Origin of the sequence: Paraburkholderia fungorum (genome assembly GCF_900099835.1) — a bacterium.
GTDB classification, from domain to species: domain Bacteria; phylum Pseudomonadota; class Gammaproteobacteria; order Burkholderiales; family Burkholderiaceae; genus Paraburkholderia; species Paraburkholderia fungorum_A.
The window spans coordinates 2,239,495-2,262,912 of sequence record NZ_FNKP01000001.1 but is presented as its reverse complement, the minus strand read 5'-3'; the positions used below and the strand labels follow the sequence as shown (position 1 = coordinate 2,262,912).

At 62.0% G+C, this 23,418-nt stretch carries 23 protein-coding genes; 15 read left to right on the top strand and 8 right to left on the bottom strand.

What is annotated here, in order from left to right; all coding sequences use genetic code 11:
* Window positions 1–14: 14 nt before the first annotated feature.
* The 4 genes from BLS41_RS09930 to BLS41_RS09920 form a co-directional block, all read right to left on the bottom strand.
* Window positions 15–236: a hypothetical protein gene (locus BLS41_RS09930; RefSeq protein ID WP_074764146.1), complete on the bottom strand. Its 222-nt coding sequence runs from the start codon at window positions 234–236 to the stop codon at window positions 15–17.
* Between the two features lie 130 nt (window positions 237–366).
* On the bottom strand, window positions 367–1,446 hold the full coding sequence (locus BLS41_RS09925) for a glycosyltransferase family 2 protein (protein WP_074764145.1): 1,080 nt from the start codon (window positions 1,444–1,446) through the stop codon (window positions 367–369).
* Window positions 1,376–1,645, bottom strand: a complete 270-nt coding sequence (locus BLS41_RS38310) for a hypothetical protein (RefSeq protein ID WP_143026239.1) — start codon at window positions 1,643–1,645, stop codon at window positions 1,376–1,378. Before BLS41_RS38310 ends, BLS41_RS09925 begins: the two co-directional genes overlap by 71 nt.
* Window positions 1,646–1,670: 25 nt before the next feature.
* On the bottom strand, window positions 1,671–1,850 hold the full coding sequence (locus BLS41_RS09920; protein WP_074764144.1) for a hypothetical protein: 180 nt from the start codon (window positions 1,848–1,850) through the stop codon (window positions 1,671–1,673).
* A 531-nt stretch (window positions 1,851–2,381) separates the two neighbouring features.
* On the opposite strand from BLS41_RS09920, the gene BLS41_RS09910 reads away from it, so the two are divergent.
* The 6 genes from BLS41_RS09910 (at window position 2,382) to BLS41_RS09885 (ending at window position 8,141) form a co-directional block, all read left to right on the top strand.
* Window positions 2,382–3,425: an ABC transporter substrate-binding protein gene (locus tag BLS41_RS09910; RefSeq protein WP_083379953.1), complete on the top strand. Its 1,044-nt coding sequence runs from the start codon at window positions 2,382–2,384 to the stop codon at window positions 3,423–3,425.
* 84 nt (window positions 3,426–3,509) lie between these two features.
* Complete coding sequence (locus BLS41_RS09905; protein WP_074764142.1) at window positions 3,510–4,556, top strand: aromatic ring-hydroxylating dioxygenase subunit alpha; 1,047 nt, start codon at window positions 3,510–3,512, stop codon at window positions 4,554–4,556.
* 2 nt (window positions 4,557–4,558) lie between these two features.
* Window positions 4,559–5,404: an ABC transporter ATP-binding protein gene (locus BLS41_RS09900; protein WP_074764141.1), complete on the top strand. Its 846-nt coding sequence runs from the start codon at window positions 4,559–4,561 to the stop codon at window positions 5,402–5,404.
* A 107-nt stretch (window positions 5,405–5,511) separates the two neighbouring features.
* Window positions 5,512–6,273, top strand: coding sequence for an ABC transporter permease (locus BLS41_RS09895; protein WP_074766439.1), 762 nt, complete (start codon window positions 5,512–5,514; stop codon window positions 6,271–6,273).
* Between the two features lie 34 nt (window positions 6,274–6,307).
* Entirely contained in the window at window positions 6,308–7,753 is a 1,446-nt protein-coding gene (locus tag BLS41_RS09890; RefSeq protein ID WP_074764140.1) for an isoxanthopterin deaminase, read from the top strand.
* 136 nt (window positions 7,754–7,889) lie between these two features.
* The gene (locus BLS41_RS09885; RefSeq protein ID WP_074764139.1) at window positions 7,890–8,141 is read left to right on the top strand and encodes a DUF1488 family protein; all 252 of its coding nucleotides are present in this window, start codon (window positions 7,890–7,892) and stop codon (window positions 8,139–8,141) included.
* 122 nt (window positions 8,142–8,263) lie between these two features.
* On the opposite strand, the gene BLS41_RS09880 is transcribed toward BLS41_RS09885, so the two are convergent.
* Window positions 8,264–9,193 (bottom strand): LysR family transcriptional regulator, encoded by a 930-nt coding sequence (locus BLS41_RS09880; protein WP_074764138.1) that lies wholly within the window; start codon window positions 9,191–9,193, stop codon window positions 8,264–8,266.
* A gap of 252 nt (window positions 9,194–9,445) precedes the next feature.
* On the opposite strand from BLS41_RS09880, the gene BLS41_RS09875 reads away from it, so the two are divergent.
* Window positions 9,446–10,219 (top strand): SDR family NAD(P)-dependent oxidoreductase, encoded by a 774-nt coding sequence (locus BLS41_RS09875; protein ID WP_074764137.1) that lies wholly within the window; start codon window positions 9,446–9,448, stop codon window positions 10,217–10,219.
* A 134-nt stretch (window positions 10,220–10,353) separates the two neighbouring features.
* On the opposite strand, the gene BLS41_RS09870 is transcribed toward BLS41_RS09875, so the two are convergent.
* On the bottom strand, window positions 10,354–11,754 hold the full coding sequence (locus BLS41_RS09870) for a DHA2 family efflux MFS transporter permease subunit (protein ID WP_074764136.1): 1,401 nt from the start codon (window positions 11,752–11,754) through the stop codon (window positions 10,354–10,356).
* Window positions 11,755–11,910: 156 nt separating this feature from the next.
* Between BLS41_RS09870 and BLS41_RS09865 the strand changes: the two genes are divergently transcribed.
* Together BLS41_RS09865 and BLS41_RS09860 are read left to right on the top strand one after the other, a co-directional pair.
* Complete coding sequence (locus BLS41_RS09865; RefSeq protein ID WP_074764135.1) at window positions 11,911–12,771, top strand: LysR family transcriptional regulator; 861 nt, start codon at window positions 11,911–11,913, stop codon at window positions 12,769–12,771.
* Window positions 12,772–13,183: 412 nt separating this feature from the next.
* Window positions 13,184–14,758 (top strand): methyl-accepting chemotaxis protein, encoded by a 1,575-nt coding sequence (locus tag BLS41_RS09860; RefSeq protein ID WP_074764134.1) that lies wholly within the window; start codon window positions 13,184–13,186, stop codon window positions 14,756–14,758.
* 95 nt (window positions 14,759–14,853) lie between these two features.
* Here the strand turns inward: BLS41_RS09860 and BLS41_RS09855 are convergent, their stop codons facing one another.
* Window positions 14,854–15,291: a carboxymuconolactone decarboxylase family protein gene (locus BLS41_RS09855; RefSeq protein ID WP_074764133.1), complete on the bottom strand. Its 438-nt coding sequence runs from the start codon at window positions 15,289–15,291 to the stop codon at window positions 14,854–14,856.
* A 327-nt stretch (window positions 15,292–15,618) separates the two neighbouring features.
* Window positions 15,619–16,521, bottom strand: a complete 903-nt coding sequence (locus BLS41_RS09850; RefSeq protein ID WP_074764132.1) for an SDR family oxidoreductase — start codon at window positions 16,519–16,521, stop codon at window positions 15,619–15,621.
* Between the two features lie 1,135 nt (window positions 16,522–17,656).
* On the opposite strand from BLS41_RS09850, the gene BLS41_RS09845 reads away from it, so the two are divergent.
* From BLS41_RS09845 to BLS41_RS09820, 6 genes are all read left to right on the top strand, one after another.
* The gene (locus tag BLS41_RS09845) at window positions 17,657–18,526 is read left to right on the top strand and encodes an STAS domain-containing protein (protein ID WP_074764131.1); all 870 of its coding nucleotides are present in this window, start codon (window positions 17,657–17,659) and stop codon (window positions 18,524–18,526) included.
* 1 nt (window position 18,527) lies between these two features.
* Window positions 18,528–18,911, top strand: coding sequence for an STAS domain-containing protein (locus BLS41_RS09840; protein WP_074764130.1), 384 nt, complete (start codon window positions 18,528–18,530; stop codon window positions 18,909–18,911).
* A 77-nt stretch (window positions 18,912–18,988) separates the two neighbouring features.
* Window positions 18,989–19,309: an anti-sigma regulatory factor gene (locus BLS41_RS09835; RefSeq protein WP_253189671.1), complete on the top strand. Its 321-nt coding sequence runs from the start codon at window positions 18,989–18,991 to the stop codon at window positions 19,307–19,309.
* Window positions 19,294–20,286, top strand: coding sequence for an ATP-binding SpoIIE family protein phosphatase (locus BLS41_RS09830; protein WP_074764128.1), 993 nt, complete (start codon window positions 19,294–19,296; stop codon window positions 20,284–20,286). The genes BLS41_RS09835 and BLS41_RS09830 overlap by 16 nt, the downstream gene beginning before the upstream one ends.
* 1 nt (window position 20,287) lies before the next feature.
* On the top strand, window positions 20,288–21,952 hold the full coding sequence (locus tag BLS41_RS09825; protein WP_074764127.1) for an ATP-binding response regulator: 1,665 nt from the start codon (window positions 20,288–20,290) through the stop codon (window positions 21,950–21,952).
* A 306-nt stretch (window positions 21,953–22,258) separates the two neighbouring features.
* On the top strand, window positions 22,259–23,308 hold the full coding sequence (locus BLS41_RS09820) for an NAD(P)/FAD-dependent oxidoreductase (RefSeq protein WP_074764126.1): 1,050 nt from the start codon (window positions 22,259–22,261) through the stop codon (window positions 23,306–23,308).
* Window positions 23,309–23,418 lie beyond the last annotated feature (110 nt).

Below are 23,418 nucleotides of genomic sequence, written 5' to 3'. Positions count from 1 at the left end.
GACTAGCTCCGCCTTCAGCTCACCACAATCTGCGTTCCCAATGCATGCAACAGATCGCGCAACGTCTCGGCCTGCGCCATTTTCGCATCGCTTCGAAGATGAATTTGCACCGCGCGTCCCGCGATGCCGTCAACGGGCTGCGCGAGCCATAACTCCACGGCGAGGCCGAGGCCTTCGGGCTGATTGTCGACGACGGGTTCGATCACTCGCGGCTTGAAACAGGCACTGTCGGACATGGTGGCGACTCACCTTGGTGGATAACGAAGGTTCATCGTAATCAGCGCCGCGCGTAGGGCCAAGCAACAAATACGCGTTTGCTAATCAGCCGATGCTTAGCACGCAGGGTGGTTAAAAACTCAAACCCGCTCAGACCGGCTCAGACCGGTCCGTCACCAGCTCATTGACCAGCTCCTTGACCACCGCCGCCGAATCGGCAACGGCAGGCGCGGCAGCCACCGCCGCAACCGCGGCCGCAGCGACGGCCTGTCTGCGCACAGTGAACCCGGCGCGCGCCAGCGTCAGCAGATGGTAGTAAAGCCGCGCGCTAACTCCGTAGTTGTACGCGAACAGATGCCCGAGCGCGATCTTCAGACCGGCCCATGTTTGCCGGTTACGCGCGTGCACCGACACGACAATCGGCACCAGCCGTCGCAACGCGAGCCTGCGCGACGACTCCAGTTCGGGCGGCAGCTTCAGCGCCTTCACGAACCCGTACGCGCTGACCGTCGCCGCGATCGCCGTGCCGCGCGTGCTGTGCGAGACCGAGGTCGCCGTCTTTCTATAGACGGACACGTAGTCGTGCAGGTAGTACACCTCGCGTGCCGCGAGACAGAGTTCCGTGCCGAACACGAAATCGCAGCAGATGCCGTACTGCTCGTCGTAGCCGATCCGCTTCACGAGATCCGCGTTCGCCATCCAGCCATTGTTCGGAAACATCTGGACCAGCCCGGTGCGGCCCGGCTGCGCCTGCAGACCCTGCGCGTCTTTCGTGCGCCGGAACGCGGCATTCAGATGGACGCTCGCGTCGAAGTCGACGATGCCGTCGTGATCGGCTTCGTACTGGTCGCCGAACGCGGCATCGAGCTGCGGATGAAGCTGCCACAGCGACACGAGTTTCGCGACGCCGTCGGTGGTGAGCAGGTCGTCGTCATGGATCAACAGAATCTTGTCGCCACTCGCGCGTTCAAAAAGACTCGCGACATTGCGAGCCTGGCCGAGCGGCGGCTGATTCAGCGTATAGCGCACGCGCGGCTCCTGCGCATAGCGTGTCGCGATCAACTGTTCGGTGCGGGTGTCCTTCGAATCGTCGCCGATCACGATTTCGAGATTGTCGTAGGTCTGCGCGAGACACGAATCAATGCATTCGACGAGCAGTTCAGGCCGGTTGCAGGTCGGCAGACAGATCGACACTTTCGGCAGATGCCGCGAGGTGGGAGAGATGGACATGGGCGTCGCCTTTTTTATCGATTAAGGGGCGGCAGCCGGCCCGCTTGGCGCGGAGATCGCTGCAAGCAGGAAAATAGTCCATTACGCGGGAAAAATAATCGGTAAAAAACCGGAAGAAATGTTTGCGTTCCGAAAGGCGCTGTAAGGAAGAATTTTGCGCGGCTTTGTTGCGGAAAATGCAGCAAAGCCGCTGGAACATTTTGAATTATTTTTTCAACGAGCTTTTAACTGACCGACGGTTCGCCTTCACCGGGCTTCTTGCCGGGGTGGTCGGCGGGCGACTGATCGCGGTTGGCGTCGTTGCGTTCGGGCAGTTTGCTTTTTTCGTTGTCGCTATGCACTGCCGGTTGCGGATGTTCGATGTTGGCCGGTTTGGTCTTCGCATCGTCTTTGGTTTCGCTCATGGTCGCTCTCCGGTTGGGTGGACTCCTTGAATGGAGCAAGCCGCAGTCCCGGTGCTTTTATCGTTGGCTACGGCTACGCCCTCAAGCACGGCCTTCGCGCACCGATGTGGTGCCTTAACGCGTTGAGCGGGTGCGGCTTGTAGTCAAACGGCCGCGCTGGACATGCGTGGAACGCGTGTGGTCACGCATCCCACGGCTCCGCGCCTCGGCTGGCACAACATTCGCTTATTACGCAATCAGAGTAGAAGCGGCTAGCGAGCCGGCATATCGATGCCGGTCACCGTGGGGCATTGCTCTTGGGGCGCATCGTGCGCCCACGTCGATTCATTCGACGTTTGATCGGAACCGTCCGGTTTCGCCAACAAGGAGCGTGCGATGCAGTTGCCCCAAATTGTCACCCGACTGTTTTGCGTCACTGCAATGAGCCTCTGCGCGATCACGCTCGGCGGTGTCATCGCGCGCTCCCTGTTGCGACGCCTTTCCGCTATTCCAACCATTCCCACGTTCCCTACCTTCACACGGAGTTCAGTCATGCGTGTTCTGCATCTTCTCTCCCGTTTTGCCCGCGTTGCAGTGGCGGGCCGTTCGCTTATCTCTTCGTTGATCGCTCGCCGTGCTGCCGCGACCGCGTTGACCGGCCTCGCGCTCGCGACGCCGCTGGCCCATGCCGAAGACCACGTCACGCTGCTGACCAGCTGGTATGCACAAGCCGAACACGGCGGCTTCTATCAGGCGGTCGCGACCGGCATCTACAAGAAGTACGGACTCGATGTCACGATCAAAATGGGCGGCCCGCAGGTCAACGGCATGCAGTTGCTGGCAGGCGGTCAGGCGGATTTTCTGCTCGGCTATGACTTCCAGGTGTTGTCGAGCGTCGAGGCGGGCATTCCGGTGACCACGGTTGCCGCCGCGTTCCAGTACGACCCGCAAGGCATGATGACCCACGCGGACGTCACCAGCCTCGGCGGTCTGAAGAACAAGACGATTCTGGTAGCGGGGTCGGGCCGCACGACATGGTGGCCGTGGCTCAAGGCGAAGTACGGCTACACCGAAGCGCAGGCGCGTCCGTACACCTTCAACCTGCAACCGTTCTTCGCCGATCAGAACGTCGCGATGCAGGCGTACCCGTCGTCGGAAACATTCCAGGCCGAGCAGGCGCACGCGAACGCGCACTTCTTCCTGTTCGCGGATGACGGCTATCCGCCGTACAACACCACCATCGTCACGATGCGCGACACGATGAAGACGAAGCCGGACGTGGTCGCACGTTTCGTGAAGGCGTCGATGGAAGGTTGGAAGAGCTATCTGAACGATCCTGCGCCGGGCAATGCGCTGATCAAGAAAGACAACCCGCAGATGAGCGACGCGCAACTCGCGTACGGCGTTGCGCAACTGAAGAAGCTGAAGATCGTGACAGGCGGCGATGCGGCGACCCAGGGCATCGGCACGATGAGCGACGCGCGCTGGAAGAAGACCTTCGACTACATGGTCGACGCCAAACTGCTGAAGCCCGCGACCGACTACCACGCGGCCTACACGCTGCAATTCATTCAGAACGTGAAGGTGATGCCTTGATGCCGTGCCGGTGCATATGGAACACGTGCATCGCACGCATTGAACACCCCCACATCTGAACGTCAGAAAAAGAAGGAGCCTCACATGCTGGTCACCCGTCAAAAAGTTTTGCGCCGCTTCTGGTACGCGATCATGCCGATGTCGCAACTCGACGCCGGTCCGCAGCCGTTCACGCTGCTCGGCGAGCCGATCGTGTTGTGGAAGGGCGCGGGCGGCAAGCCGCACGCGTTGCAGGACCGCTGCTGCCATCGCACGGCGAAACTGTCGAAGGGTTTCGTCGACGGCGACGGCAACATCGCCTGCGGTTATCACGGCTGGACCTACGACTGCACCGGTCAATGCGTGAAGATTCCGCAGAACGACGGCGGCACGATTCCGTCGCGCGCGGTGGTGCAGTCGTACCACTGCGAAGAGCGCTACGGCTACGCATGGGTCGCACTCGACGAACCGCTGCGGCCGATTCCCGAATTCCCCGAAGACGGCGCGCCGGGCTATCGCCGCATCCTGCAGTTTTACGAGCGCTGGCAAACCAGCCCGTTGCGGATGATGGAGAACTCGTTCGACAACTCGCATTTCAGTTTCGTGCACAAGGGCAACTTCGGTCTGTTCGACAACCCGAAGCCGTCGAGCTACGAGTTCCGTCCGAACGACTGGGGCTTCGAAGCCGAAACGCATGTGCCGGTGCGCAATCCGCCGGCGAGCTACCGCATTACCGGCACGACCGAGGAAGTCACCGAGCGGCATCTGATCAACCGCTGGTTCATGCCGTTTGCGCGGCGCTTTGGCTGCGTGTATCCGGCGAGCGGCATCCATCACATCATCTACAACTGCGCGACGCCGATTGACGACCGCACGCTGATGCTGTCGCAATGGCTGTACCGGAACGACACCGAAGAGGCGTGCACGACGCAGGAGCTGATCGACTGGGATCGCCCGATCACCGACGAAGACCGCGACATTCTCGAAGCCACCGACTACGACGCGTGTATCGACGTGCGCCGTCAGCAGGAATGTCATATGGAGTCGGACAAGCCAGGCCTGCTGATGCGCCGCATGCTGCTCAAGCTGCTGAACGACCACGGCGAAAACGAAGTCTTTCGCGAAATAGTCCCCATTCACGTGGAGCAATGAACATGGCCGCGACTGAAGCTTATATTCCCAAAGCGGCCGCGCCGTTGCTGGCGGTGCAGCGCGTCGACAAGCGCTATCCGAACGGCACGGTCGCGCTCGAAGACGTGCGGCTTTCGATCGAACCCGGCGAGTTCATCTCGTTGCTCGGACCGTCCGGTTGCGGCAAGAGCACGCTGCTGAAAATGTTCGCCGGGATCGAAACGCCGACGCATGGACACATTCGCTGGTGGGGTCAACCGTTCGACACGGTGGGCTCGAAAGGGCGGCGCATGTCGATGGTGTTTCAGGAAGCCACGCTGATGCCGTGGGCGAGCGTCGCCGATAACGTACGCCTGCCGCTCGATCTCGCGCATGTGCCGCGTCGCGAAGCGGATGCACGGGTGGCCGACGCGCTCGAAGGCGTCGGGCTCGGCAAGTTCGGCAAGGTGCTGCCGCGCGAACTGTCGGGCGGCATGCAGATGCGCGCGTCGCTCGCGCGGGCGCTGGTCACCGAGCCGGATCTGCTGCTGCTCGACGAACCGTTCGGCGCGCTCGACGAATTCACGCGCAACCGGCTCGACAGCGATCTGCGTGAGTTGTGGAAACGACGCGGCATGACGGTGGTGTTCGTCACGCACAGCATTTACGAAGCGGTGTATCTGTCGAGCCGCGTGGTGGTGATGGGCGCGCGGCCTGGGCGGATCATCGCCGAGGTGCCGATCGACGACGCGACTGCAGGCGCGCTGGAGCGCGACGATGCTTATCGTGTCAGCGAGCCGTTCATGCGTCATTGCAAGACGCTCTCGGAATTGATTGCCGATGCGCACCGCGCATCGTTCGCGAACGAGGAAACAGGAGTGCAATCATGACAGGCGAAGTGCTGGTGGGTCATTCGGCTAAAACGCGACGCGAAACGTCTGCGGCAACGACAACGGTCGCGAAGCCCGCGCGTCGGCCGTTGCTGCAACGTCCCGGCATGGCAAAAGCACTTGCACCGTGGATCGTCGGCGTCCTCGTGCTCGCGATGTGGCAAAGCTGGTGCGTGCTGATGAAGGTGCCCGCGTATCTGGTGCCGTCGCCGTCGGCAATCGTGACCGAGTTGATTCAGGATGCGCCGTTGCTGTTCGGCAGCCTGCTCGCGACGTTGAAGATCACGCTGCTCGCGTTTGCGCTGGCGACTGTGCTCGGCGTCGCGATTGCGTTGCTGTTTGTGCAGAGTCCGCTGATCGAGGCGAGTCTGTTTCCGTACGCGATCCTGTTGCAGGTCACGCCGGTGGTTGCCATCGCACCGCTGATCATCATCTGGGTCAAGGACATGAATGCCGCGCTCGTGTTGTGCGCGACGCTGGTCGCATTGTTCCCGATCATCTCGAACACCGCGCTCGGTTTGCGCAGCGTGAACCCCGGCCTGATCAACCTGTTCAAGATCAATCGCGCGACGCGCTGGCAGACTCTGGTGCGCTTGCGGATTCCGAGCGCATTGCCGTATTTTTTCGGCGGACTGCGGATTTCAAGCGGTTTGTCGCTGATCGGCGCGGTGGTCGCGGAGTTCGTCGCAGGCACGGGCGGCAGTGGCGCAGGGCTCGCGTATCAGATTCTGCAAGCCGGTTTTCAGCTGAATATTCCGCGTCTTTTTGCGGCGTTGCTGCTGATTACCGTGACGGGCGTCGTGCTGTTCTCGATCACCGCGTGGGTGTCGCGCATTGGTTTGCGCGGCTGGCACGATAGCCAACTCTGATTCTTCGCGTTCACGAATTCACGCATTCAGGCTTATGACAACACACACTACGCAAGCTTCCACGCTGATCCGCAACGCGGCCGCCATCATGACCGGCGGCCGCGGTTCCGCCGACGACCCTGACCGCGTGAAGGGACCGGACATCCGCATCGTTGGCGATACGATCGAGGCGATTGGCGCGCTGACGCCGCGTCCGGGCGAGACGATCGTCGACGCTACCGATTGCGTGATCTACCCGGCCTGGGTGAACACGCATCATCATCTGTTCCAGTCGCTGCTCAAGGGCGATACGGCCGGTCTCGATGCAACGCTCACGCCGTGGCTCGCCGCCACGCCATACCGGTTTCGCGCGCTGTTCGACGAGCGGCGCTTCCGTCTCGCGGCGCGCATCGGTCTGATCGAACTGGCGCGTTCCGGTTGCACGACCGTGGCCGATCACAACTACGTGTACTACCCGAACATGCCGTTCGACAGCTCGGCGATCCTGTTCGACGAAGCCGATAAGCTCGGTTTGCGCTTCGTGCTGCTGCGCGGCGGCGCGACGCAAACGCGCCAGCTTGAAGCGGAATTGCCGACGGCATTGCGTCCCGAAACGCTGGACGCGTATGCCGCCGATATCGAGCGTCTCGTCGCGCAATATCACGATGCGTCGCCGCGCGCGATGCAGCGCGTCGTGGTCGCGCCGACCACGGTGCTGTATTCCATTTCTCCCGCCGAGATGCGCGAGACGGCGGCGTTGGCGCGTCGCCACGGGCTGCGTCTGCATAGCCATCTGTCGGAGACGGTCGGTTATCAGGACAGCGCGCACGCGATGTACCGGCAGTCGCCGGTCGCGTTCTGCGGCGAGCACGACTGGCTCGGCAATGACGTCTGGTATGCGCATCTGGTCAAGGTCGATGCCGACGAAATCGCCATGCTCGCGCAGACCGGCACCGGCGTCGCGCATTGCCCGCAGAGCAATGGCCGCCTCGGCAGCGGCATCTGTCCGGTGCGCGAGATGGCGGATGCGGGCGTGCCGGTGTCGATCGGCGTCGACGGCGCGGCTTCGAACGAAGCGGCCGACATGATTTCCGAAGTCCACATGACGTGGCTCGCGCAACGCGCGCGGCTCGGCATGATGGCGCAGCCGACCTATCGCGGCGGCAGCTTCGAAGGCGGCGCGAATGCAGCCAGCATCGCCGACGTGATTCACTGGGGTACGGCGGGCGGCGCGCAGATCATGGGCCTCGACGAAGTCGGCAAGATCGCCGTGGGTTTCGCGGCCGACCTCGCGGTCTACCGGCTCGACGATCCGCGTTATTTCGGCTTGCACGATCCGGCTATCGGGCCGGTTGCGTCAGGTGGACGGCCTTCGCTGGCCGCTCTGTTTTGCGCGGGCAGGCAGGTGGTCGCCGACGACCAGATCGACGGTGTCGATCTGAAAGAACTCGCACGCGAAGCGAGGACGGCGGTGCGGGAATTGCTGGAGGAGGTGGCCTGAAACGACCCGCAACGTCAGACGATCGGAGCGAATGGCGCGGCCCTGCAAGCCGGGAATTGCGGAGCAAAAACCGCTTGACCGCGCCACTCATTCAGCGCAACGTGCAAAAGGAAATGGACAACTGCCGGAGCACGACATGTCGCTCAACTTCCCGAACCCGAGCCGCAGCTACGACGCTTATCACCATTGCGTCAATTTCTGGGGCTACGACAATGCACGCGAAATCGCCTTCGCCGTCAACGATTCGGTGCTGTCGAATCTGAGTCCGAATGCGGGCTCGGATGAACCGGCTGTGCTGGCGGCATTCGACCGCCATCGCGAGCAGATACTGATGCTCGCGCGTGGCGTGTACGTTCCTGGCTCGCAGAACCGCTATACGATTGGATAGCGCGGGTTGGCATCACACTGCGGCACGGTGCTGCTGCGTACCGCTAGTGCATAACGCCAGCTCGTAACACCACAACGCAGCGCAGCAAATCCGCACCGTAAAGCGACCGCAACCCGCACGCTTCAGACGCCCGCTTCGCGGGCCGCACCACCCGTCAGCGAAACGATGAAATCGTAGAACGCCCGCACCTTCGCCGGCGGATGATGCCGCGACGGATACAGCGCATACAGCGGATAAACTTCATCGCCCCAGTCGGGGAACAACTCGACCAGCTTGCCGTTCGCCAGCAACGACTCGGCCCCGAGCGACAGAATCTGCGCAATCCCCTGGCCCGCTGCACACGCGCTATGCAAGGTGCCCACGTCGTTCACGGTCAGGCGTCCCTGCGGCGTAATCACATGCTTCTTGCGGCCGCGATGAAACTCCCACGCGAACGGATACCCGGTGAGTGGATCGCGAAACTTGATGCACACGTGCTTGCCGCTCTCGAGATCGGCCGGGTTCACCGGATGACCATGCTTCTTCAGATACGAAGGCGCGGCCACGGTCAGGATGCGTGTGTCGAGCAGCTTGCGCGCGATCAGCGTCGACACCGGCGGCTCGCCGAAACGGATCGCGAGATCGAAGCCGTCGGCGACCATATCGCCCAACTGGTCACGCGTGATCAGTTCGAGTTGCAGATCGGGATGCTTGTCGATAAAGCCGCCGAGCCGCGGCCCCAGCACGAGGCGCGAAAAGAACGGGTCCATGTTCACGCGCAAACGTCCGCGTACCGCTGTCGCGCCTTGTGCCGCCGATGCCGCCGCCTCTTCGAGTCCGCCGAGCAGCGGCACGATCTGTTCGTAGAAGCGGCGCCCTTCGTCGGTCAGCGTGACCGAGCGTGTGGTGCGGTCGAACAGGCGGATACCCAAACGTGCTTCGAGCCGTGCAACTGAACGGCTCACCCCGGATTGCGACATGTCGAGCGCTTCGCCGGCCGCCGCAAAACTGCCGCAATCGACGATCGCCGTCAAGACGCCCATGCCGTTCAGCATGCGCTCGTCAAATGGCATGTGATCTTCCTTTTGTTATGCATTAATGCACGACATGCTAACGCGAAAGTAGCCTTTGATTCACGCGAGAACGCAGGCGGTGCGGGCCTCTCAGCGCTTATCGATGATGCGATGTCATGAGTGCCATGATAGCGACGCTATCGCGTCAATCGCGCGCCAGGCGTTAGCCTGTTCGGACTCGGCCCACATGCGATGGAATGGGCTTCTCGTCATGCATCGGGCATATTCGGACTATTCAACGGAGAATCGATCATGTCGCGTGTTTTTATTACCGGATCTTCCGATGGTTTAGGCCAAATGGCCGCGCGTCTACTCGTCGATGCAGGACATGAAGTCGTTTTGCATGCGCGCAGCGATGCGCGCGCGGCAGATGCGTTGAAGGCGGTGCCTGAAGCGCGGGCCGCACTCGTCGGCGATCTGTCGAGTATTGCGGCGACGAAAGCGCTCGCTGAGCAGGTCAATCGGCTCGGCCATTTCGATGCGGTGATCCACAATGCGGCGGTCGGTTTTCAGGAGCCGCGCCGGGTGTCGACCGTCGACGGCTTGCCGCATGTGTTCGCCGTGAACACGCTGGCTCCGTACGTGCTGACCGCGCTGATCGACAAGCCGAAGCGGCTCGTCTATCTCAGTTCGGGCCTGCATCGCAGCGGCGACGCGAGTCTGGTCGATCTCGCGTGGGAGCGGCGTCCCTGGCGCGGCACGGCTGCGTATTCGGACTCGAAGCTGCACGATGCGTTGCTGGCGTTCGCGATGGCGCGTCGCTGGCCGGGGGTGTTGTCGAATGCGCTGGAGCCGGGTTGGGTCGCGACGAAAATGGGCGGCAAGGGCGCGCCGGACGATTTGCAGGCCGCACCGGAAACACAGGTGTGGCTGGCCGTCAGCGACGAACCGGCGGCCAGAGTGAGCGGCGCGTATTTTTATCACAAGCAGCCGCGCGACACGCATCCGGCATTGCGCGATGTCGCTGTGCAGGAGCGGCTGATCGAAGCGTGCGAGGGTTTTTCGGGCGTGCGTTTACCGCAGTGACTCTGGCTCGGGCCCAAGCTTTTCAGACCACGCTTACGCAAACAATGCAGATCGAAAAGTGAAAGGCAGGCTTGGTCGAAGCACGGCGGATCGACTGGCCGCCGTACTCGGGGCCGGCCAGCGGCAACGCAAAATCAGCGCCCCGCGCCTTGAGCCGCCTGGCCGCGTACGGGGCTTGTCCCCGACGCGTCGTCGAGATGGCGGAAGATCCACGCCGACACCAGCGTGATCACGCCGACGCACACGAAGGCGAACCGGAATCCCAGTTCCGCCGATCCCCAGTGCGCGGAGAACACGTTCACCAGTCCGCCGCCGATCGACACACCCAACCCGATCGCCAGCATCTGCACCATCGAAAAGAGGCTGTTGCCGCTACCCGCATCTTCGTGAGAGAGGCCTTTGAGCGTGACGCTGTTCATCGCCGCGAACTGCATCGAATTGGCCGCGCCGAACACGGCCAGAATCGCGGCCTCGATCACGAGCGGCGTGCCGCGCGAGATCAGCGCGAACGACACGATGGCCGAGCCGACAATGATCGTGTTGACCAGCAAAAACGTGTCGTAGCCATAGCGGCGCACGAGCGGCGCGATCCAGCGTTTGGCGACGGTGCCGGCGAGCGCCGCGGGCAGCATCATCAGCCCGGAATGCAGCGGCGAATAGCCCAGTTGCAATTGCAGTAGCAGCGGCACGAGGAACGGCACCGCGCTGGAGCCGACCCGGCAGACGAGATTGCCGACCAGCCCGACGCTGAAATTCGGCTCGCCGAACAGAGAGAGCTTGAACAGCGGTTCGCGCCGATGCCGTGCATACGGAATGTAGGCCAGCGCGCTCAGCACGGCGAGCACGAACAGTCCCGCCGACCACGCGGCCCGATGCGTGGGAACCGGCGCGTCGATGGCGAGCGAGAACGCGATCATGCACAGCGACAGCAATCCGCAGCCGATAAAGTCGAACGGCGGCGCCTTGGCTTCACCGTGCGACGGCAGATAGCGTTGCACCGCGTACAGACCCACCGCGCCGATCGGCACGTTGATCAGAAAAATCCAGTGCCAGGTGATGGCCTGCACGAACCAGCCGCCGAGCGTCGGCCCGGCAATCGGTCCGAGCTGGCCCGCAATCGAAATGAACGCGAGCGCCGACACGTACTGCTCGCCCGAGACGCTGCGCAACACGGCGAGGCGTCCGATCGGCAGCAGCATCGAGCCGCCGATGCCTTGCAGCACGCGCGCCATCACCAGTTGGCCGAGCGTATGCGCGCTCGCGCAGCAGACCGAGCCGAGCACGAAGATCAGGATCGCCACGAAGTACACGCGGCGGGTGCCGAAGCGGTCGGCGAGCCAGCCGGACGCGGGTGTGAGCATCGCCATGGTCAGCGTGTAGGCCACCACGATCGGCTGCATCGCGAGCGGCGCGACGTGCAGGCTGTTGGCGATGGATGGCAGCGCGGTGTTGACAATCGTCGTGTCGAGCGATTGCATGAAGAAACCGGCGGCGACGATCCACAGCAGCGCGGTCTGGGAGGAATCCTTGGTCATTTTTCACGACGCGCTCAGGCGGCCTTGACGGCGTCTGCGCGGGGCAATTCATTGGGGAATTCCGTCATGATATTGACATCTTCATCAATCGGGAACCCCACTAGCGACGCTGACTGTTATCGACTTTGGCGATAAGCAGCGCGACAATGGCGCATCATGCTCAATCCCATCTGGCTCAAGACTTTTGCAACCGTCGCCGCTTGCCACAGCTTCACCGAAGCGGGGCGGCGGCTGAACCTGACGCAATCGAGCGTCAGCGAACACATCCGGCGGCTCGAAGAAAGCGTCGGCCGGCGCCTGTTCGTGCGCGACACCCATTCGCTCGCGATGACCCCCGACGGCGAGGCCATGCTCGCGCACGCCAGCGTGATCCTGCAGGCGCTCGCACGCGCCGAATCGCAGTTTCGCGCGCCGCGTCTGAAAGGCCGCGTGCGTCTCGGTTCTTCCGACGATGTCGCGCTCGGCCCGCTACCCACGGTGCTGGCGGCCTTCCGCGACGCCCATCCCGACGTCGAACTGGAAATCACCATCGGCATGACCGGCAAGCTGTACGAGTTGCTGGATGCGGGCGAGATCGATCTGCTGGTCGGCAAGCGGCGGTTGGGCGACCGTCGCGGCGTGCCGCTTTTCACCGGACGGCTGGAGTGGCTCGCGCGCGCGGGCACGCTGGTCGATCTGAGCCAGCCGTTGCCTCTGATTCTGGTCGCCGAGCCGAGCGTGACGCGCGCAGTCGTGCTCGACGCGCTCGCCGAGGCGGGTTTCAGCTGGCAGGTCGTGTGTACGAGCAGCAGTCACTCGGGATGCATTGCGGCGGCGCGCGGTGGTTTGGGTATTACCGTGCGTCCGCAGTATCTGGCCGCGCGCGGGCTGACGCCGCCGTTGAATGCGGCCGGTCTGCCGACGCTGCCGTCGGTGGAATTCATCGCGCTCGCGGCGAAACGGCTCAGCCGTCCGGCGGGGACGCTGCTGCAATTGCTGCATGACAGCGATCTGCGGGGTTCGTGGATCGGCGAATGATTCCGATGGATGCCGTTCCGCAACGGAGCGGCAATTCGCGCGGCGAATAAGCGGGAAACAAGCGGCACACATGCTGTTAGCCGCAACCAGAAATGAATGGCGGCGCGCGCAATGCGCGCCCTGATCGTGGCCTTTTCCGGCCCTCCCACTCCTCCAGATACGGTCTCCGCAGACGCTGCCACGCCTGTTGCGCGTTTACCGCGTCTTTCAGATTTTATTTTTTCGCACGATCCTGTCTCGATATACTTTCCATATACGGTTAGATGTTCCAAATAAGGAACAAAAAATCGTTTGAGCAGGAAGTACAGAGTGGCCACGTGGAAGGCGTCGGGACACATCGCCTTTCATCCGTGCGCAGGAGCCGCACGTCATGAGCCAGAGCGCGAGACCAGCCAGAGCCAGAACAATCACGATGACCAGACACCTCACCATCAATCTCCGCATCGCGATCACCATCGCGTTTCTCGGCGTGCTGTTGATCGCCACCGGCGCCCTCGGCATTCTCGGCATGGACGAAAGCAACGACGCGCAGCACGACGCGTACGCGGTCCACTTCGCGTCGGTCGTCGCGCTCGGCAAATCGGGCACCGCCATGTCGCGGGCGCGCTTCGGCCTTGACTGGGCGATGAGCAATCCGCACTCGCCGCAACTGACCGCGCAACTCGAACGCGCGAACATGCTGCTCGGCGAGTCGGACAAATGGTGGCGCACATTCCGCGAGTTGCCGAAAACGCCGGAACTGCAAACCCTCACCGACGACCTCGACGCGAAGCGCACTGCTGTGCGGCGTGACGGTATCGACAAGCTGGTCGAGGCGATCCGCAGCGGCGACGTGAGCTGGATGGACGAGGGCCGCGCGAATCACCTGATCGGCCTTTATACGGCGATGAACACGAGCCAGGGTGCGCTGGAAAACTACCTGAATCAGCAGGCGAGCGACGCGAACGACCGCTCGGCGGCGCGCTTTCATACGCTGCTGATCGCGTGTATCGGCAGCATCGTGCTGGGCTTGACGGTGGCGTTCGTCAGCTGGCGCACGTTGCGCCGCGCGATCATGACGCCGCTGAACGACGCGCTGCGCCAGTTCGACGCGATCGCCGCCGGTGAATTGACGACCCGCGTAACGATCCGCTCGAACGACGAAATGGCGACGCTGTTGCGCGGCGTCGCGTCGATGCAGGACAAGCTCGGCGCAACCGTCACCACGGTGCGGGCCGGCTCTCATTCGATTGCGTCGTCGACCCAGCAGATTGCGGCAGGCAATCTCGATCTGTCGCAACGGACCGAGGAACAGGCCGCGTCGCTCGAACAGACGGCGGCGGCGATGGAGCAACTCACGTCGACCGTGCAACTGAACGCCGAGAACGCGCATCACGCGAGCGAACTGGCGCTGCGCGCATCGGAGATGGCCGCGCGCGGGCGCGATTCGGTCGGCAGCATGGTCGAGACCATGCGCGTGATTCACGCGGGTTCGTCGAAGATGACCGGCATCATCACCGCAATCGAGGGCATTGCTTTCCAGACCAATATTCTTGCGCTGAATGCGGCCGTCGAAGCGGCGCGAGCGGGCGAGGAAGGGCGCGGTTTTGCGGTGGTCGCGGGCGAAGTGCGCAGTCTCGCGCAACGCTCGGCGGCGGCCGCAAAGGAAATCGGCGCGCTGATCGCGGAGTCCACCTCGCGCGTGGAAAACGGCGCAGGCCTCGTCAACGAAGCGGGCGGCACGATGCAGAACATCGAAGCTGCGATCGAACGGGTCGCGCGGATCGTCGGCGAGATCGCGGCGGCGTCGAAGGAGCAGAGCGAGGGGATCAAACAGGTGAGCCTCGCCGTCACGCAAATGGACGAGGTGACCCAGCACAATGCGGCGCTGGTCGAGGAAAGCGCGGCGACCGCGAACTCGCTGGCCGATCAGGCGCGGCAGTTGAGCGAGTTGACGGCGGCTTTCAAGGTGTCGGGCGACCGGGCGCTACGCGAAGCGGCTTATTGAGCGCTCGCGTAGCGGGTTCGGCATGATCTGGCTTTGACGCGGGTCCTTCATGCAGGCCTTAGGGAGTCCTTTCATCCAGCGCGTCGTGCAGCCTTTTATGCAGGCATCTTGCGGAACGAAATCGCAAAGCGGTTCCATGCGTTGATCGCCGAAATCAGCAGCGTCAGGTCGACCAGTTCCTCGTCGCTGAAATGCGGACGCACAGCTTCCCACACGGCATCGGGCACATGCTCGTGCGACACCAGCGTCACCGCTTCGGTCCATTCGAGTGCGGCGCGTTCGCGGTCGGTGAAGAACGGCGTTTCGCGCCATACCACTACGGTGGCGAGACGGCGCTCGGTTTCGCCGCCTTTGCGGGCGTCGGTGGTGTGCATGTCGACGCAGAATGCGCAGCCGTTGATCTGCGATGCACGCAGACGCACCAGTTCGGTCAGCGATTTTTCGAGCGCCGATTTGCCGATGCGCTCTTCGACGCCGAGCATTGCCTTGATCGCGGCGGGATTGGCTTTGTAGAAGTCGAGACGTTGTTCCATGATTCACTCCTCAGTGGGATGGTTGAACGCGTGGCTGGACGCTGTTCTGCTGGCATTCCGTGACGCGATGAGTGAATCTTAGACGTCGAAATGGATTCTAAAAATGACCGATTTTGGGTATTTTCAGGTGACCACTTTGACGGTTTCGCGGCGGCTTCGGACAGGCGTCCTCAGGGCTCTCATTTTTTACGGTTAGCATCGCTCGATGCCGTGCGGACGGCCCGCAGAAAGCAGTTTTTCTAATGGCGAAAGCAACGCGATCCTGCGGAGCGATGCCGGGCGCACGAATCGAGCGCCGACACCGCCCCATACCCGCGTGAGCCCTTATCAAGGCAGATGATTGCCACCGGTCACGCCATACACTTCGCCCGTCACAAAGCTCGACTCCTGCGACGCCAGCAGTACATAGACAGGTGCGAGTTCCGCAGGCTGGCCGGGGCGCTTCATCGGCGCTTCCAAGCCGAATTCTTCGACTTTCTCCTGCGGCTGCCCGCCGCTCGGCTGAAGCGGTGTCCACACTGGACCTGGTGCAACTGCATTGACACGGACGCCTTTACCGATCACCTGTTTCGCCAGGCCGTGGGTGAAGGCCGTGATGGCCGCTTTGGTCGACGCGTAGTCGAGCAGACCCGGGCTTGGCTGATAACTCTGGATCGACGTCGTATTGATGATGGTCGCGCCCGGCGGCAGATGCGGCAAAGCTGCCTTGCAGAGCCAGAACATCGCAAAGACATTGGTGCGGAAGGTCGTTTCGAGTTGCTGCGTGGTGAGATCGGCGATATCTTCGACGAATACCTGCTTGCCCGCCACGTTCACCAGAATATCGAGGCCGCCGAGTTGCCCGACCGACTGTTCGACAAGCCGGCGGCAAAACGCCTCGTCGCCAACGTCGCCGGGCAGGGCGATTGCCTTCCTGCCAGCTTCTTCAACGAGCCGGATGACCTCGCGTGCGTCCGCTTCCTCGCTCGGCAAATAGTTCAGCGCCACATCGGCACCTTCGCGGGCGAATGCGATCGCAACCGCTCGTCCAATGCCGCTGTCCGCGCCGGTGATCAGTGCGCGGCGGCCGGCGAGTCGACCGAATCCCCTGTAGCTCGTCTCGCCGTGATCGGGCTTCGGAGTCATCCTCTGCGCCAGTCCGGGCGCTGATTGCGGCTGCCGTTCGAAGGGCGGCTGCGGATATTGTGTGGTGGGGTCCTGCATGGTGAATTGATTGCGGGTGTCGGCCATGAATAACTCCGGGATAGGAAAGGCGTTGTGATCTTCGTCAGATGTCGCTGCGCATTACCTGCGAACGATGTCAACGACGATGATCGAGCGCGGCCTGGTGTTGCTGACATCGCAAGAGCCGTTCCCTGCACGCGGATAAAGGTGCGTATGTGCGGACGCGTTACGCTGCCCGTTTTTATTCGTTTGTCGTAGCGGGCCGTGCACCAGATTGCGTGTGGCATACCCAGCTCATCAGCGCGTGCGAAGCCGCCTTTGGCAACTGCCAGCACGACGTAAGACCCGCAAACCGTCTTCGCATTTGATGAGCCGGGAGTAATCGGGAGCTTCATACCTCAGCCGCCAATCGACGATAAAAGCGTGCCAGTGAGCGTGAACTCGCGTGACGCTACATGCTGCGAGAAGGGGGCGAATGCGACCGCATGGGACGTCGCCAGCAAACATATCGATCCCGATTTTTTTGCACCACACACACTGACCGAACCCGAATCGTCAGGATGGCTGACTGCACCCGCGCGCTGGGACCCGGCCACCGACCGGTCCTCGCAAACGACAGGGGGACACGCGTTCGCCGGGATCGCAAAAGGGTGACGCGCAATTGAAGCAGAAGAGGCCATGTTCTACGTGTCAGGACGCGCGTCGCCCGGAACTTCCTGCCTGTATTAACTTCTCGCGCGTACATGCTTTCGATACGCCGGCCAGTTGTGTCATGAGCCGCTACTGAATGCAACCGGCTCATCCCGCTGTCGCATCACGCGAAGGGCAGCCTCGTGCCGCCGTCTAAATCGATACCGGTGCGGCTGCGGAAATCGGAAAGAGTCGGCAGGCTGCCATACAGACTCTTATCAAGGCCACTAGCGACGTAATGTGGTGGCTGAATGCGCGCCGGGGAAATCGCAAATTTGCGTGCTGCACTGCACGAAAAAAACGGATCGGGTGTCGTAGAAAGTACCGATGGACGGCTGCCAGATCGGAAAATTCAGGGTTTACGTGTGCGCCCAAAACTTCCTTTGTGCGAGAGCGCAACCTCCGCTAAAAAATTCATTCAAGGAAGAGAAGACACACGGCCCGCCGAAATCGCCGGACTGTATGATATGGCACTCGTTGGATAGCGCATGAACCCACTCAGGAGCAAACATTGAGCGATCAGACAGATTTGGGTGCCATTCTGGAAAAGAACGAAAGTTCTATCCTGACGGCGTGGGTCGATGGACAGTTGGCGGGCGGTTCGCGGCAAGGGGTGATCTCGGACGGCGAACTGAAAGAAACGTCACGGGTATTTCTCGCGATCTTCGCGAAGGCAGTCAAAAGCGACTACGACGAGGAATTGAGCGGCGAAGCCTGGCAGGCTATCCGCGCACATCTCATCGCGCTGTCGCGTGAACGTGTCGTGCAGGGTTTTTCCCCGGCGGAAACTGCCACCTTCATCTTTTCGCTGAAAAAGCCCTTGTTTGACGCGTTGCGGAAAGAGTTCGGCAAGGATTCGTCCCGCCTGGTAGACGAACTCTGGAAGCTGACGCAAACGCTCGACAGGCTCGGCCTGCTGACGGTCGAGGCTTACCAGGAAACGCGTCAGGAGATCATCGAGCGTCAGCAGCAGGAATTGCTCGATCTGACCACGCCGGTGGTGCGGCTGTGGGATTCGATCGTGGCGCTGCCGCTGATCGGTACGCTCGACAGCGAGCGCACCCAGGTCGTCATGGAAAGCCTGCTCGATTCGATCGTCGAAAACGAAGCTGCGATTGCCATCATCGATATCACCGGTGTTCCGACGGTCGACACGCTCGTTGCACAGCACCTGCTCAAGACAGTGGCCGCTGCGCGCCTGATGGGCGCCGAATGCATCATCAGCGGAATTCGTCCGCAAATCGCGCAGACCATCGTGCACCTTGGCGTCGATCTGGGCGATGTGGTCACGAAGGCGACGCTCGCTGAAGCGCTGAAGGTCGCCCTGCGTCGAGTCGGCCTCGGCGTCGGCAAGCTCTCGGCCCTGAAGCAGGACAACTGAAATGGAGCAGATTCCAGTTCTCAAGCTCGGCGAGTTTCTGCTGGTTTCGATTCAGGTCGAGCTCCATGACGAATTGGTGCTGGGCCTGCAGGACGACCTGACGTCGCGGATCGAGCGCACGCGTGCGCGAGGCGTGCTGATCGACATCTCTGCTCTCGAGATCGTCGATTCGTTCATCGGACGCACGCTGGGCCATATCGCCGCGATGGCGCGCATCATGGACGCCACGACCGTCCTCGTCGGAATGCGGCCTGCCGTGGCGATCACGCTGGTTGAACTTGGCATGTCGCTTCACGGAATCCGCACGGCGCTCGATGTCGACAAAGGTATGGCGTTACTGCGCGCATCGCTGGACGACGCGGGAGAGCCGCCATCGTTAAATTAAGCGAAGTCGTACTGGACATTCGCTCTGGCGACCAGGTCAATCTCGCTCGTAAAACAGTCCAGGAATGGGCCGTGCGGATGGCCTTCGGCACGCTGGAGCGGACCAAGTTCGTCACCGCTGCGAGCGAGTTGGCTCGCAACACGCTGGTTCACGGGCAGGGCGGCACGCTCACGATTGCAGAGGTCAATCAGGGAGGCCGGCCCGGCATCAAACTTGTTTTTGAAGACTCTGGACCGGGTATTCCCGACATCGAGCGCGCGCTCGAAGACGGCTTCAGCACAGCCAAAAGCATGGGTCTGGGGCTCGGCGGTGCGCGCCGGCTCGTCAACGAATTCGAAATTACTTCAATTGTGGGACAAGGCACCAGAGTGAGCATTATCCAATGGAAGCGACGCTAAGCCTGACCGACAAAAGCGGTGTCGCTGATGTGCGTCGTCGCGCAATACATATGGCGCACGCGCTAGGGTTATCGGAAAAACGCCAGGCCGATGCCGCGCTCGTCGTCACAGAGGCCGCGACCAATATTCTCAAGTACGCAGGCCAGGGTCAGGTCACGCTCAGGAATTATCAGGAAGGCGCGGCTCAAGGGCTTGAAGTGATCGCGCTCGATCGAGGCCCTGGCATTACCAATCTGACCTCGGCACGCACTGACGGCTTCTCTACCGGCGGGAGTCTGGGAGCCGGCCTCGGCACCATCGAACGGCACTCGACGCTGTTCGATATCTACTCCGTGACGGGTTGCGGGACGGCACTGCTGGCCCGGATTGCCAACTCCTGTGATGCAGCGGCGCACCCGTTCGAGGTCGGCGCGAGATCCACGCCGAAACTTGGACAGGATATCTGCGGCGACGCGTTCGGCATCCGGCACACCGGTAACGGTCTCTGGATTGCGCTGCTGGACGGACTGGGTCATGGCCCACTGGCCGCAGAGGCATCGAACCGTGCTGTCGGCATATTCCAGCAAGCCGGTATCAACGACACGCCGGCGGACGTTTTGCGCGCCGTTCATCAAGGCATCAAGACGACGCGGGGAGCCGTGATGGCCGTCGCGATGTTCAATGCGGATAAAGCGCTCATGTCGTTTGCCGGCGTCGGTAACATAGTTGGAATCGTCGCTTCCGGTAACGATACGCAGCATCTGATTTCAACGGACGGCACCGTCGGCTATAACATGCGCACCGTTCGTCCGAGCGAAGTGCCCCTGACCCGGGGCAGCGTATTCGTCGCGACCACCGACGGGCTCTCCACACGCTGGAATCTGAACCGTCATCCCGGTCTTGTCGACCGGCATCCGAGTCTGATCGCCAACGTCCTGCACCGCGACTTCGCGCGCGATACGGACGATGCAACGATCGTCGTCGTGAAGGCATCCTGATATGCGTCACCGAATTCTGTCGACGCCGATTAGTACGAACCTCAGCCTCGTGGCCATTCGTGACCGGTCGCGACAGATCGGCGAACTGTTTGGACTCGATAACGTGCAGCGGACGCGCTTTATCACCGCCGTGTCGGAGATCGCGCGCAACGCGGTTCAGTTTGCGGGCGGCGGTACGCTGACCTTCCTGGTCGGCGACGCCACCGACGCGGACGAGACGCAGTGCGTGATCGCGCAGATCAGCGATAACGGCCCCGGCATCGCGAATGTCGATGAGTTGCTCAGAGACCATCAGGGCCGCACGGGCGAAGTCGGTGTCGGCATCCCCGGCAGCCAGCGCATGACCGACGGGTTCTTTATTCACTCCGAACCCGGCAAAGGGACAACGGTCACGCTGGAAATATTTCTCCCGCGCGGTACCGCACGGCTTTCCGGGCGTGAATTAAGCTCGCGTGTCGAGCAGCTCACACGCCGCAAGCCGCAAACGCCGGTCGAGGAACTCGAACAGCAGAACCGCGAAATGCTGTTGACGCTCGAAGAATTGCGTCGGAAGAAAGCGGAACTTGAAGACGCCGATTTGCGCAAGAACGAGTTTCTGGCGATGCTCGCGCATGAGTTGCGCAATCCGCTGGCGGCGATCTCGCTGTCGCTCGAATTAGCTGAGCGCACCGTCGCGGAATCTCGTGAGCAGACGTTTGCAGTGATCGCCCGGCAGACTGCGCAGTTGTCCCGCATGGTCAACGATCTGCTCGACGTTTCCCGTATCACCCGGGGAAAGGTGGAGCTTCAGACCGAAGTCGCCTCGGTCACCGCGCTGATCGACGGGGGCATCGAAATGTCGCTGGCGGAGATAGAGCGGCGCGGCCATCGGGTTCGCGTCGAGTACCCGCCCGAAATCCTCTCGGTTCGAGTCGATATCGCCCGTTTGAAGCAGGTTTTCAATAACATCATTCATAACGCCGCCCGCTATACGAAGCAGCCGGATGTGATCGACATCCGGGCTACGCGCGTCGGTGACGACGTGCAGGTGACGGTCAGCGACCGGGGAGTGGGGATCGATCCTGCCATGCTGCCGCGCGTATTCGACCTGTTTGCGCAAGGCGCGACCTCGATCGGGCGGCAGGATGCAGGCCTCGGCATCGGATTGACTGTGGTGCAGCGACTCGTACGGGATCACGGAGGCTCGGTCGCTGCGTATAGCGACGGCATCGGCATGGGAAGCCGTATTGTGGTTACCTTGCCGATCGTCGACGAGGAAGTTGTTGAAGCAACACCAGCCGCGCCACAGAGCGAGGGCAACGGCGAACACAGGGTGTTGATTGTCGACGACAACAAAGATTCGGCCGATTCGCTGGCGGCGCTTCTGGAGATACACGGCTACGAATGCGCGGTTGCTTACGACGGCAGGAGCGCGTTGTCGACGGCGGAAACATTCAATCCTTCGGTCGCGGTCGTCGACCTCGGCTTGCCGGACATGCCGGGGTTCGATGTTGCGATTGCATTGCGCCAAGTGCGGGCTTCTACGCATCTCACGCTCGTCGCACTCAGCGGATATTCCAGCGACGATTATCGAAACAATGCGGCTCAGGCCGGCTTCGATCATTACTTCGCCAAACCACTGCTGATTGACGATTTTCTGGCTTTTCTTACGTCGCTTGGAAAGTAAGGCGTCGCGGGTGTCTCCTCTGACCTCCGCGACGTTGCAGATTGGCGCGATTACAGATTGCGCTAAAGGGCCGACACGGTAGCCGGATCTCTTTCGATTACCTCGCATGGGGTGCGTATTAGGGGGCCTTCTGTACACCCACGCCGTCGTGTGCAAATCGTCATCCTCGTCGTCGCAGAACGTTAAAGCTCTGCCTCCAGGCCTTCGCCAAGCGTCCTTACCACTTGTAATGGCATCGTTGCCGCGCTTCGGTCGATTCGGTATGGTGAGCCACTACCCAATCGACCCAATCGAAGAGAAACGCCCATGACGCCCACCGCCGACCCCCATCCAACCCCCATCCGCACCGATGTCCTGATCGTCGGCGCCGGTCCCGTGGGACTGTTTGCGGCGTTCGAGGCGGGCGTGATCGGCCTGTCGTGTCAGATCGTCGACGTGCTCGACAAAGTGGGCGGCCAGTGCACTGAGCTTTATCCCGACAAGCCGATTTACGACATTCCCGCCATCCCGTCATGCACCGCGCGCGAACTGGTCGACCGTCTGATTGCGCAATGCAAGCCGTTCAACGTGCCGATTCACCTCGAACAGCGGGTCGAATCGGTCGAACAGCGCGACGACGGCCGCTGGACCGTTCGAACCAGCGGCGCGCTCGAGTTCGACGTCGCGGCGATCCTGCTGGCGGCGGGCAACGGCGCGTTCGTGCCGCAAAAGCTCGCGCTCGCCGAGGCCGTGCCTCTGGAGTCGCGTCATGTGCATTACAGCGTGCCGCGCCTCGCCGATTTCGCGGACAAGACCGTGGTCGTCGCGGGCGGCGGCGATTCGGCGCTCGACTGGGCGCTCGCGTTGCGCAAAGTCGCGCGGCGCGTGACGCTGGTGCATCGGCGCAACGGTTTCAGCGCGGCCGATTCGAGCGTCGAGTTGATGCGGCGTGCGGTCGAGGCGGACGAGATGGACTTCGTCGTCGGGGCGATTTCGGCGCTTAACGTCGAAGGCGAGACGCTCAGGTCGCTGACGTTGCGGCAACTCGAAGGCGAGACGCAGCTTGAAACCGAACACGTCGTCGCGCTATACGGCCTGGTGGCCGATCTCGGTCCGATTGCACAGTGGGGGCTGACGATTCACGGCGGCCGCATCGATGTCGATACTTCCTATTACGAAAGCTCGCGGCCCGGCATTTTCGCGGTGGGCGACATCGCTAATTATCCGAACAAGCAGAAGCTGATCCTGTCGGGTTTCCACGAGGCATCGCTCGCGCTGCGCAAGGCGTATTCGTACTCGTATCCCGAGAAAAAACGCGTGCATGTGCATTCGAGTTACGACGCGAAACTGGCGGAAAAGCTGGGCGCGGCAAGTTGAGCGCGTTCCCGGAAGCCGATGGTTTTAACCCGCGAATTAAGGACCAGACAGTGGCGGTTTAAGCACTGATTTAACTACGTGTTATTCGAGCAGGCCGCTCGTGATTTCCT

Excerpts from the sequence above, each read along its gene's own strand:
- BLS41_RS09925 (WP_074764145.1), bottom strand. The coding sequence starts at position 1,446 with ATGTCCATCTCTCCCACCTCGCGGCATCTGCCGAAAGTGTCGATCTGT.
- BLS41_RS09870 (WP_074764136.1), bottom strand. The coding sequence starts at position 11,754 with ATGACCAAGGATTCCTCCCAGACCGCGCTGCTGTGGATCGTCGCCGCC.
- BLS41_RS09820 (WP_074764126.1), top strand. The coding sequence starts at position 22,259 with ATGACGCCCACCGCCGACCCCCATCCAACCCCCATCCGCACCGATGTC.
- BLS41_RS09865 (WP_074764135.1), top strand. The coding sequence starts at position 11,911 with ATGCTCAATCCCATCTGGCTCAAGACTTTTGCAACCGTCGCCGCTTGC.
- BLS41_RS09930 (WP_074764146.1), bottom strand. The coding sequence starts at position 236 with ATGTCCGACAGTGCCTGTTTCAAGCCGCGAGTGATCGAACCCGTCGTC.
- BLS41_RS09850 (WP_074764132.1), bottom strand. The coding sequence starts at position 16,521 with ATGGCCGACACCCGCAATCAATTCACCATGCAGGACCCCACCACACAA.
- BLS41_RS09885 (WP_074764139.1), top strand. The coding sequence starts at position 7,890 with ATGTCGCTCAACTTCCCGAACCCGAGCCGCAGCTACGACGCTTATCAC.
- BLS41_RS09840 (WP_074764130.1), top strand. The coding sequence starts at position 18,528 with ATGGAGCAGATTCCAGTTCTCAAGCTCGGCGAGTTTCTGCTGGTTTCG.
- BLS41_RS09860 (WP_074764134.1), top strand. The coding sequence starts at position 13,184 with ATGACCAGACACCTCACCATCAATCTCCGCATCGCGATCACCATCGCG.
- BLS41_RS09835 (WP_253189671.1), top strand. The coding sequence starts at position 18,989 with ATGGCCTTCGGCACGCTGGAGCGGACCAAGTTCGTCACCGCTGCGAGC.
- BLS41_RS38310 (WP_143026239.1), bottom strand. The coding sequence starts at position 1,645 with ATGTTCCAGCGGCTTTGCTGCATTTTCCGCAACAAAGCCGCGCAAAAT.
- BLS41_RS09910 (WP_083379953.1), top strand. The coding sequence starts at position 2,382 with ATGCGTGTTCTGCATCTTCTCTCCCGTTTTGCCCGCGTTGCAGTGGCG.
- BLS41_RS09895 (WP_074766439.1), top strand. The coding sequence starts at position 5,512 with ATGGCAAAAGCACTTGCACCGTGGATCGTCGGCGTCCTCGTGCTCGCG.
- BLS41_RS09830 (WP_074764128.1), top strand. The coding sequence starts at position 19,294 with ATGGAAGCGACGCTAAGCCTGACCGACAAAAGCGGTGTCGCTGATGTG.
- BLS41_RS09920 (WP_074764144.1), bottom strand. The coding sequence starts at position 1,850 with ATGAGCGAAACCAAAGACGATGCGAAGACCAAACCGGCCAACATCGAA.
- BLS41_RS09900 (WP_074764141.1), top strand. The coding sequence starts at position 4,559 with ATGGCCGCGACTGAAGCTTATATTCCCAAAGCGGCCGCGCCGTTGCTG.
- BLS41_RS09855 (WP_074764133.1), bottom strand. The coding sequence starts at position 15,291 with ATGGAACAACGTCTCGACTTCTACAAAGCCAATCCCGCCGCGATCAAG.
- BLS41_RS09880 (WP_074764138.1), bottom strand. The coding sequence starts at position 9,193 with ATGCCATTTGACGAGCGCATGCTGAACGGCATGGGCGTCTTGACGGCG.
- BLS41_RS09905 (WP_074764142.1), top strand. The coding sequence starts at position 3,510 with ATGCTGGTCACCCGTCAAAAAGTTTTGCGCCGCTTCTGGTACGCGATC.
- BLS41_RS09890 (WP_074764140.1), top strand. The coding sequence starts at position 6,308 with ATGACAACACACACTACGCAAGCTTCCACGCTGATCCGCAACGCGGCC.
- BLS41_RS09875 (WP_074764137.1), top strand. The coding sequence starts at position 9,446 with ATGTCGCGTGTTTTTATTACCGGATCTTCCGATGGTTTAGGCCAAATG.
- BLS41_RS09825 (WP_074764127.1), top strand. The coding sequence starts at position 20,288 with ATGCGTCACCGAATTCTGTCGACGCCGATTAGTACGAACCTCAGCCTC.